Genomic DNA, 9,762 nt, shown 5'->3' on the forward strand with positions numbered 1-9,762 from the left:
CGTCGGCGGGACCGACCACGAGGCCCGCGACGCCGACGCCGATGCCGACGCGCTCTGGGACCTGCTGGCCCGGGGAATCACCTCACCGTGATCGTTTCCGGTCACTCGTCGACCGTTGCGGGACGACCCGGGATCAGACGGCGACCAGGTCGCAGACGAAGATCAGCGTCTCGTTGGGGCCGATGGCACGGCCGGCGCCGCGCTCCCCGTAGGCGAGGTGCGGGGGGATGATCAGCTGGCGGCGGCCGCCGACCTTCATGCCCTGCACGCCCTTGTCCCAGCCGCTGATGACCTGGCCGACACCGAGCTGGAAGCGCAGCGGGGTGCCGCGGTTCCAGGACGAGTCGAACTCCTCGCCGGACGAGAAGGAAACGCCGACGTAGTGGACGGAGACGACGTCGCCGGCCTTGGCCTCCGGGCCGTCGCCCTCCCAGATGTCCTTGATCTCGAGGTCCGCCGGCGGCTCGCCACCCGGGAAGTCGACCTCGGGCTTCTCGATGCTCACGAAACTTCTCTCCTGCTGATGGACGACACGATGCAACGGGAGCAGTCTCCCATCCCGGACGTCACATGGTCGCCAGCAGGTCCACGGTGAAGACGAGCGTCGAGTCCTTCTTGATCGGGCTGCCCTCCGGCGGGGTGTCGCCGTAGCCGAGGTCCGGCGGGATCACGATCAGGACCCGGCTGCCGACCTTCTTGCCGGCCAGTCCCTGCGCCCAGCCCGGGACGACCTGCTGGAGCGAGAACGAGGTGAGCGCGCCGCGGCCGTAGGTGGAGTCGAACTCCTTGCCGTCCGCCCAGAGCACGCCCTTGTACTGCACCAGCACCGTGGCGTCCTCGGCGACCTCCGGGCCGTCGCCCTCGAGGACGTACTCGGAGACCAGCTTCTTCGGCGGCGCGCCCTTGGGGATCTCCACCGAGGGGGCCTTGCCGTCGGTGTTGGTGCCCACCTTGGGCAGCGCCGCGTCGGACTGCGCGACCTTGCTGCCGTCGGCGGAGCTGCGGGCGTTGAAGGTGTTCTCGATGTCGATCACGAACACCAGGGTGTCGTCGCCCTTGATGCCGGCCTGCGCGTTGCCCTGCTCGCCGTAGCCCCAGGTGGGCGGGATCGCCATCATCACGCGGCTGCCGGCCTTCTTGCCCGCCAGCCCGTAGCGCCAGCCGTCGATGATCTGGCCCTGGGCGAGCTGGATCACGATGGGGCTCTTGCGGTCGTAGGAGTTGTCGAAGACCTTCGCGGTCTCCCAGTTCTGCCCCAGGTACTGGGCCTGGACGAAGTCGTTCTCGGCGACCGTGCGTCCGCTGCCGGCGATCACCGTGCGCACCGCCAGGTCCTTCGACGGCGATCCGGAGCCCTTGGCCACCGTCGGCTTCTCCCCGAACGCGGTTCCACCGGTGATCTCCGGGAGCGGGCCGTCGACGATCTTCGGCGGCGGCGGGGCGGAGGCGGGCGACTCCGGGGACGGCTTGGTGCTGGCCTCCGCCTCCTTGTCCGACGAGTCGGAGCCACAGGCGGAGAGGGTGGCCAGTCCGGCGGGAACAGCCAGGAGGAGTGAGCGTCGGCGCACGATGGGGGCCTCTATCGGTCGATCTTCGAGTTGGCGTCCCGCGTCACTCTACGGGTTCCCCGTCCCACCGCTCCCGTACGTGCGGACGGGGGTTCCGGATGCGCTCCGGAACCCCCGTCCGCCGTGCCGCGGCCCTGCCGGCGGCTACATGCCGGCGATCAGCTTCTCCACCCGGTCGTCGACCGAACGGAACGGGTCCTTGCACAGGACCGTGCGCTGGGCCTGGTCGTTGAGCTTGAGGTGGACCCAGTCCACCGTGAAGTCGCGGCGCTGTTCCTGGGCCCGCTTGATGAAGTCGCCGCGCAGCCGGGCCCGCGTGGTCTGCGGCGGCACCGACTTGCCCTCGAAGATCTTGACGTCGTTGCAGATCCGCTTGGCCTGGCCCTTCTTCTCCAGCAGGTAGTAGAGGCCGCGGCGGCGGTGGATGTCGTGGTAGGCGAGGTCTATCTGGGCGACCCGCGGGTTCGACATGGTCATGTCGTGCTTGGCGCGGTAGCGCTCCAGCAGCTTGTACTTGATCACCCAGTCGATCTCGGTGGCGACCTTGTCGAGGTCCTCCGTCTCGATGGCGTCCAGGGTGCGGCCCCAGAGCTCGAGCACCTGCTCGACGACGCCGGTGCGGATGCCGCGCCGGTCGACGAACTCGCAGGCCTTCTCGTAGTACTCGCGCTGCACCTCCAGCGCCGAGGCCTCCCGTCCGCTGGCCAGCCGCACCTTGCGGCGGCCGGTGATGTCGTGGCTGACCTCGCGGATGGCCCGGATCGGGTTCTCCAGGGTGAGGTCGCGCATCACCGTGCCGGCCTCGATCATGCGCAGCACCAGGTCGGTGGCCCCGACCTTGAGCAGCATGGTCGTCTCCGACATGTTGGAGTCGCCGACGATCACGTGCAGGCGGCGGTAGCGCTCGGCGTCCGCGTGCGGCTCGTCACGGGTGTTGATGATGGGCCGCGAGCGGGTGGTCGCCGAGGAGACGCCCTCCCAGATGTGCTCGGCCCGCTGGCTGACGCAGTACACCGCGCCGCGGGGGGTCTGGAGGACCTTGCCCGCGCCGCAGAGCAGCTGCCGCGTGACCAGGAAGGGGATCAGGATGTCCGCCAGCCGGGAGAACTCGCCGTGCCGGGCCACCAGGTAGTTCTCGTGGCAGCCGTACGAGTTTCCCGCCGAGTCGGTGTTGTTCTTGAAGAGATAGACGTCGCCCGCGATTCCCTCCTCGTGCAGGCGGCGTTCCGCGTCGACGAGAAGACCTTCCAGAATGCGCTCGCCGGCCTTGTCGTGGGTGACGAGCTCCGTCACGTTGTCGCATTCGGGTGTGGCGTATTCCGGATGCGATCCCACGTCGAGATAGAGGCGGGCGCCGTTTCGCAGAAACACGTTGCTGCTGCGGCCCCATGACACGACACGCCGGAAGAGGTACCGCGCCACCTCGTCAGGCGACAGACGGCGCTGTCCCCTGAACGTGCACGTGACGCCGTACTCGTTCTCCAGCCCGAAAATGCGGCGGTCCATGTCTGAACATTACGCCCGATCACCCGAGCTGAAACGGGGTTCGACGGTCCGATTCGGATCATTTTCCGAAGCGGCGGCGACTCTTCCGAGATTCCGGGGCTTCGCCAGCGCGCCGCGGGAGGCGAGCAGCACCAGCAGGGAGACCGCTCCGGCGGCGGCCGGGACGGCGAAACCGGAGCGGGTGCCGAGGAGCTCCAGCACCGGACCGGCGACGCCGGTACCCACCGACTGGCCCACGGTGAACGTGGTCACCAGCCAGGAGAACGCCTCGGTGACCGTGCCACGGGGGGCGTGCCGGTCCACGAGGACGAAGGCGCAGGCGATGGTGGGCGCCAGGAACACGCCGGCGAGGGCGGCCAGCAGGGTCATCGGCACCGTCCCCGGCATCAGGACGAGCGGGGCGTAGCCGACGGCCAGCAGGGCGACCAGGATCTTCAGCCGCCGCTCCGGCGCTCCCACCCACTCACGGGCGCCGTAGAAGCCGCCGCCGACCAGCGCGCCGAAGCCGAGGGCCGCGAGGAGGACGGCGTAGACCGCGTCGCTGTCGCCCCCGCTGTGGTCGGCGTAGGCGGCAGCGGCGACCGTGATGGAGCCGAGCGCGATGCCGACGAAGAAGAGCGCCCCGAGCAGGACCAGCAGTCCCCCGGAGCGCAGCGCCCCCAGCCAGTGCGCCTCGCGGGGCGCCGAGCGCCAGGCTCTGGAGGGCTGCGAGACGACCACGGAGAGGGCTCCGAGCACCCCGATCGCGTTGAGCGCCAGCAGCGCGGCCATCGGCGACCAGACGGCGATGAACAGCGAGACCAGCAGCGGGCCGACCGTGAACATGACCTCCTGGGCCACGGCGTCCATGGCGTAGGCGGTGTGGATCTGGTCCTCGCGGCGCAGGACGGAGGGCCACAGGGCGCGCAGGCCGCCCTCCAGCGGCGGGGTGAACAGACCGGCGGCGGCCGTGGCCAGGTAGGCGACGGGCAGCGGGTCGAGGCCGGTGAAGGCGAAGACGGCCATCGCCGCGGCGGCCAGCACGGCGGCGGGCAGCTGCACCCGCGGCTGCCCGTGCAGGTCGACGAGGCGCCCCAGCACCGGCTGGCCGACGGCGTTGGCGACGCCGTACACCGCGGCCAGCGCTCCGGCCAGGCTGTAGGAACCGCCCTCGGCCCGGACGAACAGGACGATGGCGATCGCCGACGTGGCGTTGGGCAGTCGCCCCACCAGCGTTCCCGCCAGGAGGCGCGCGGCATGCCGGGCCTTGAGGATCTCCAGGTACCGCGAAAACATGCAGCGCCCTCCGTTTTACGTATAACGTGAACGTCATACGTAGCATGTCCGACGACTCGCAGTCCAGACGAGCCCCGACCCGGAGAAGCGCGCCGACCATGGCCCCATCAGGCAAGACCCGCCCCACCAGCAGGGACGTGGCCCGCGCGGCCGGCGTCTCGCAGGCCTCCGTCTCGCTCGTCCTGGGCGGCAAATGGCACGGCCGGATCTCCGAGCCCACCGCGGAGCGGGTCCGGGAGGCCGCGCGCACCCTCGGCTACCGGCCCAACCTGGCGGCGAGGAACCTGCGCACCGGCCGCACCCGCACGGTCCTGCTGGTGGTCCCCACGCTGACCACGCACTTCTTCGCCGGGGTGCACACCGGCGCCGCCCGCGTCGCGGCGGCACACGGCTTCTCGATCGTGCTCTACCCGTCACCGGTCGGCGTCGGCCCGGCCCGGGACCCCTTCGCCTCGGCGCCGGCCGCGCTGGAGGGGGTGCTGGCCTCGTCGATGGCCGCGCAGGCGCTGACCGTGCTGCGCGGCGACCGGCTTCCGCTGGTGATGCTGGACAGCGAGCCCGGCGCCACCCCGGACACCGCCACCGTCAACCTGGACATCGCGGACGGCGTCCGCCAGGTGGCCGACCACCTGCTGGGCCTCGGGCACCGCCGCTTCCTGCACCTGCGGGCGGACGTGCCCTCGTGGACGTTCGCCCAGCGGGCCCGGGCGCTGGAGGCCCGGCTCGCGACGGTGGCGGACACCACGCTGGTCACCGCCGCCTCCGGCATGGCCCCGGAGCACGGCCGCGCCGCCGTGGAGGCCGCCCTGCGCGGGCCGGGCCCCCGCCCGACGGCCCTGGTCTGCGACGACGACATGCTCGCCGTGGGCGCCTACAAGGCGGCCCGTGACCTGGGCCTGCGCGTGCCCCGGGACCTCTCGGTCACCGGCGTGGACGACCAGATCCTCGCGCTGGCCCTGGAACCGGAGCTCACCACCGTCCGCCTGGACGCGGAGCTGACCGGGGAGCGCGGCATGGAGGCCCTGCTGTCGGTGATCGACGGCCGCGCGCCGGTCACCCGGGACATCCCGGTCGACCTGGTCGTCAGGGGCTCGACCGCTCCCCCGCCCGCGCCCTGACGCCGACGCCCCGCCCCCGGCCCTGCCCGGACACGACGGTGCCGCGTGCCCACGGCGGAGGCCGTGGGCACGCGGCACGGAGTCGGTGCTCGCTGCCGGTACCCGGGGTCGGTGCCCGGAGCCGGCGCCCGGGCGGACGGCTGGTCGGGCGTGGTTCCGGCCGGGCGGACCGGTCAGCTCTCGGCGGAGTCCGCGGGCCCCTCGGGCTTCGCGGCCTGCTCGGGCTTCGTGGGCTCGGGCTCGGGCTCGGCGGCCGTGGCTCCGCCCTCGCCGCCGTCCGCCAGGAGGCGCTCCAGGCGCGGGCCGGTGATCCGGCGGAACTTCCGCCGCTGCGGCCGGGTGCGGTCCAGGACCGCCACCTCCAGACGCTCCGCGGGGATCTCCCGCTCCGAGCCGCTGGTGTCCCGGGAGAGCGCCTGCACGGCCAGCTTGAGCGCCTCGCCGAGGGTCATGCCCTCGCGGTGGCGCTGGTCGAGGTAGGAGCTGATCTGCTCGGCGTTGCCGCCGACCGCGACCGAGCCGTGCTCGTCCACGATGGAGCCGTCGTGCGGCAGCCGGTAGATCTGGTCGCCCTCGGGGGTCTCCCCCACCTCGGCCACCACCAGCTCGACCTCGTAGGGCTTCTCCCCCGCGCTGGAGAAGATGGTGCCCAGCGTCTGCGCGTACACGTTGGCCAGGCCGCGCGCGGTGACGTCGCCCCGGTCGTAGGTGTAACCGCGCAGGTCCGCGTACCGCACGCCGCCGATGCGGAGGTTCTCGTACTCGTTGTACTTGCCCGCGGCGGCGAAGCCGATGCGGTCGTAGATCTCGCTGAACTTGTGCAGCGCGCGGGACGGGTTCTCACCGACGAAGACGATGCCGTCGGCGTACTGCAGCACGACCAGGGAGCGGCCGCGCGCGATGCCCTTGCGGGCGTATTCCGCCCGGTCCGCCATCGCCTGCTGGGGTGAGACATAGAACGGCGTCGACACCGGTTATCCGTCCCTTTCCGTGGATTCCGTCGAAGGGTCTGTAGAAGTCACAGGGATCGTCCTGAGGGTCCGTGAGGGCGACGCGCCGTCAGAGCAGCGCCGCCCGCGGGCCGTCGGGCTCCTCGAGCCGGCGGTCCAGGACCGAGCGGGCGATCCCCGACGACTGCGTGTCCGTCAGCCGGCGGAATCCGTCCTCGGTGATCACGGTGACGATCGGGAAGATCCGGCGCGCCATGTCCGGGCCGCCCGTCGCCGAGTCGTCGTCGGCCGCGTCGTACAGGGCCTGGACGACCAGGGTGGTCGCCTGCTCCTCCGTCAGGTCCTCGCGGTAGAGCTTCTTCATCGAGCCGCGGGCGAACAGCGAGCCGGAGCCCGTCGCCGCGAAGCCCTGGTGCTCCTCGGAGCGGCCGCCGGTGACGTCGTAGGAGAAGATCCGGCCCCGGCCGGCGTCCAGGTCGTAACCGGCGAACAGCGGCACGACCGCCAGGCCCTGCATGGCCATGGCCAGGTTGGAGCGGATCATCGTCGACAGCCGGTTGGCCTTGCCCTCGAGGGAGAGCTGGGCGCCCTCGACCTTCTCGAAGTGCTCCAGCTCGAGCTGGAACAGCTTCACCATCTCCACGGCCAGACCGGCCGTGCCCGCGATGCCCACCGCGGAGTACTCGTCGGCCGGGAACACCTTCTCGATGTCGCGCTGGGCGATCACGTTGCCCATGGTGGCCCGCCGGTCACCCGCCAGAACCACGCCGCCCGGGAACGTCACCGCCACGATGGTGGTGCCGTGCGGGGCCTCGATGACGCCCTGCGTCGGCGGCAGCTGCCGCTTGCCGGGCAGCAGGTCCGGCTGGTGCCCCGCCAGGAAGTCCATGAAGGAGGAGGATCCCGGAGTCAGGAAGGCGGCCGGCAGTCGCCCCGTGTCACGAGTGTTGGCTTCCACGCATTTCCTTCCGAAGAACACGGCTTCCGCGCCGCCGTCGCATCCGACCTGCGCGGTTGAAGCAAGCTGAAGCACAGTTATGCCACGGACCCTACCCGCACTCCGGCGATGATCCACCTTCGAACACCGGAGCACGGGGGCCGCCGGAGGGCAGCCCCCGTGCTCGGCACTGCGCCTTCGCTTCGAAGGCCCTGAGGCCTACTGGCCGCCCTTCTGCACGAAGGAACGCACGAACTCCTCGGCATTCGACTCGAGCACGTCGTCGATCTCGTCCAGGACGGAGTCGACGTCGTCGCTCAGCGCCTCCTGCCGTTCCTTCAGGTCCTCGCTCGCCTGCGCATCCTGCGCCTGCTCGTCGACCTCCTCGGTCGACCGCGTGGCCTTCTGCTGTCCGCCGCCGGTGTCCTTGGTCGCCATAACCCTCACCCCGCTCGGTTCGACGTTCTCGATCAGACCCTACAAGCAGGGTCCGACATCGACCCCACAGTTCCCTCACACGGAGAAACCATCCCGATGATTCCCCTTCGGGACCGATCCCACCCCGAAACGGGGGTGGAAGATCGCTCAGTTGTTGCCGCTCAGCACCTTGACCAGGTCCTCCGCCGTCCGGCAGCGGTCGAGGAGCTCCTTGACGTGCGCCCGGGTACCCCGCAGGGGCTCCAGCGTGGGCACCCGCTGGAGCGAGTCCCGGCCGGGGAGGTCGAAGATCACCGAGTCCCAGGAGGCGGCCGCCACGTCGTCCGCGTACTGCTCCAGGCAGCGGCCGCGGAAGTAGGCACGGGTGTCCTCCGGGGGCTGTGTGACGGCCCTGAGGACCTCCTGCTCGTCGAGCAGCCGCTTCATCCGCCCGCGGGCCGCCAGACGGTTGTACAGGCCCTTGTCGGGCCGCACGTCGGCGTACTGCAGGTCGACCAGGTGGAGCCGCGGGGCGTCCCAGTCCAGGGTGTCCCGGCGGCGGTAGCCCTCCATGAGCTCCCGCTTGGCCACCCAGTCCAGCTCGCCGGCCAGGCTCATCGGGTCGTTCTCCAGACGGCCCAGGACGTCCTCCCAGCGGGAGAGCACGTCCTTGGTCTGGTCGTCGGCGTCGACGCCCAGGCGCTCCTCGACGTACTTGCGGGCCAGCTCGTAGTACTCCATCTGCAGTTGCACCGCGGTGAGCTTCCGGCCGCTGCGGAGCGTGACCAGCCGCTTGAGCGTCGGGTCGTGGGACACCTGGTGCAGGGTGCGCACCGGCTGGTCCACGGCCAGGTCGACGGCGATGAACCCGTCCTCGATCATGGACAGGACCAGGGAGGTGGTGCCCAGCTTGAGGTAGGTCGAGATCTCGGAGAGGTTGGCGTCGCCGATGATCACGTGCAGGCGGCGGTACTTCTCCGCGTCCGCGTGCGGCTCGTCGCGGGTGTTGATGATGGGCCGCTTCAGGGTGGTCTCGAGGCCCACCTCGACCTCGAAGTAGTCCGCCCGCTGGCTCAGCTGGAAGCCGTGCTCGTTGCCGTCCTGGCCGATGCCGACCCGGCCGGCGCCGGCGAAGACCTGCCGGGAGACGAAGAAGGGCGTCAGATGGCGCACGATGTCCGAGAAGGCGGTCTCCCGCTTCATCAGGTAGTTCTCGTGCGTCCCGTAGGAGGCGCCCTTGTTGTCGGTGTTGTTCTTGTAGAGGTGGATGGGCTGCGCGCCGGGCAGCTGGGCGGCCCGCTCGGCGGCCTCGGCCATGATCCGCTCGCCGGCCTTGTCCCAGAGCACCGCGTCCCGCGGGTTGGTGACCTCGGGGGCGCTGTACTCCGGGTGGGCGTGGTCCACGTAGAGGCGGGCGCCGTTCGTCAGGATCACGTTGGCGAGGCCGATGTCCTCGTCAGTGAGCTGGCTGGAGTCGGCGACCTCGCGCGCCAGGTCGAAGCCGCGCGCGTCCCGCAGCGGGTTCTCCTCCTCGAAGTCCCAGCGGGCCCGGCGGGCCCGGTGCATCGCCGCCGCGTAGGCGTTGACGATCTGGGACGAGGTGAGCATGGCATTGGCGTTGGGGTGGCCCGGAACGGAGATCCCGTACTCCGTCTCGATCCCCATCACTCGCCGTACGGTCATGCGGCCCTCCTTGCCCGGCGGCGCCCTCGGTCGGGGGCGGCCCTCAAGTCCCACCCGTGCTCCGGCGCAGGTGCGTGCCCGTTCCGGTCTGCCCGCGGCGGCGGAGCGGCGGTACTGCAGAGCCTAGAACGCCAGGGCGCCGTCGGGGAGATCATTCGCCTCTTTGGCGCTCCCGCGCGCCCGTACGGGCGGGTGGGAGTAAGAGGCGGCCGCGGGTGCCTCGCAGGCCGCGCCACCGCGCGCGGCCCGCCAGGCGGTCACCAGGCCGATGATCCCGCCGCCCTCCACCAGTACGGGTACCGGTACCC

At 71.1% G+C, this 9,762-nt stretch carries 10 protein-coding genes; 1 reads left to right on the top strand and 9 read right to left on the bottom strand.

The window, feature by feature from the left end; translation table 11 throughout:
* Positions 1–133 precede the first annotated feature (133 nt).
* The 4 genes from ABZ836_RS30250 to ABZ836_RS30265 all read right to left on the bottom strand — a co-directional run bounded on the left by ABZ836_RS30250 (position 134) and on the right by ABZ836_RS30265 (position 4,349).
* A complete protein-coding gene (locus tag ABZ836_RS30250; RefSeq protein ID WP_356138089.1) occupies positions 134–505 on the bottom strand; it encodes an FKBP-type peptidyl-prolyl cis-trans isomerase in 372 nt (123 codons plus the stop codon).
* A gap of 61 nt (positions 506–566) precedes the next feature.
* Positions 567–1,568, bottom strand: a complete 1,002-nt coding sequence (locus ABZ836_RS30255) for an FKBP-type peptidyl-prolyl cis-trans isomerase (RefSeq protein WP_356138091.1) — start codon at positions 1,566–1,568, stop codon at positions 567–569.
* A gap of 144 nt (positions 1,569–1,712) precedes the next feature.
* Positions 1,713–3,074 (bottom strand): Pup--protein ligase, encoded by a 1,362-nt coding sequence (gene pafA, locus ABZ836_RS30260; protein ID WP_356138093.1) that lies wholly within the window; start codon positions 3,072–3,074, stop codon positions 1,713–1,715.
* A 9-nt stretch (positions 3,075–3,083) separates the two neighbouring features.
* On the bottom strand, positions 3,084–4,349 hold the full coding sequence (locus ABZ836_RS30265) for an MFS transporter (protein WP_356138094.1): 1,266 nt from the start codon (positions 4,347–4,349) through the stop codon (positions 3,084–3,086).
* 98 nt (positions 4,350–4,447) lie between these two features.
* Between ABZ836_RS30265 and ABZ836_RS30270 the strand changes: the two genes are divergently transcribed.
* Entirely contained in the window at positions 4,448–5,467 is a 1,020-nt protein-coding gene (locus ABZ836_RS30270) for a LacI family DNA-binding transcriptional regulator (protein ID WP_356138096.1), read from the top strand.
* A 173-nt stretch (positions 5,468–5,640) separates the two neighbouring features.
* Here the strand turns inward: ABZ836_RS30270 and prcA are convergent, their stop codons facing one another.
* The 5 genes from prcA to ABZ836_RS30295 form a co-directional block, all read right to left on the bottom strand.
* Positions 5,641–6,438, bottom strand: coding sequence for a proteasome subunit alpha (gene prcA / locus ABZ836_RS30275; protein WP_361147554.1), 798 nt, complete (start codon positions 6,436–6,438; stop codon positions 5,641–5,643).
* Positions 6,439–6,526: 88 nt separating this feature from the next.
* Positions 6,527–7,375 carry a proteasome subunit beta gene (gene prcB / locus ABZ836_RS30280; RefSeq protein WP_356138099.1) on the bottom strand — a complete coding sequence of 283 codons (849 nt, stop codon included), beginning with the start codon at positions 7,373–7,375 and terminating at the stop codon, positions 6,527–6,529.
* A gap of 198 nt (positions 7,376–7,573) precedes the next feature.
* On the bottom strand, positions 7,574–7,792 hold the full coding sequence (locus ABZ836_RS30285; protein WP_108956145.1) for a ubiquitin-like protein Pup: 219 nt from the start codon (positions 7,790–7,792) through the stop codon (positions 7,574–7,576).
* Between the two features lie 147 nt (positions 7,793–7,939).
* Positions 7,940–9,454 (bottom strand): depupylase/deamidase Dop, encoded by a 1,515-nt coding sequence (dop, locus tag ABZ836_RS30290; RefSeq protein ID WP_356138101.1) that lies wholly within the window; start codon positions 9,452–9,454, stop codon positions 7,940–7,942.
* 123 nt (positions 9,455–9,577) lie between these two features.
* Positions 9,578–9,762, bottom strand: a 185-nt coding sequence (locus tag ABZ836_RS30295) for a hypothetical protein (RefSeq protein WP_361147559.1), incomplete at its 5' end; no start/stop codon positions are given.

It is taken from the genome of Streptomyces sp. NPDC047130 (genome assembly GCF_040643475.1).
GTDB lineage: Bacteria > Actinomycetota > Actinomycetes > Streptomycetales > Streptomycetaceae > Streptomyces.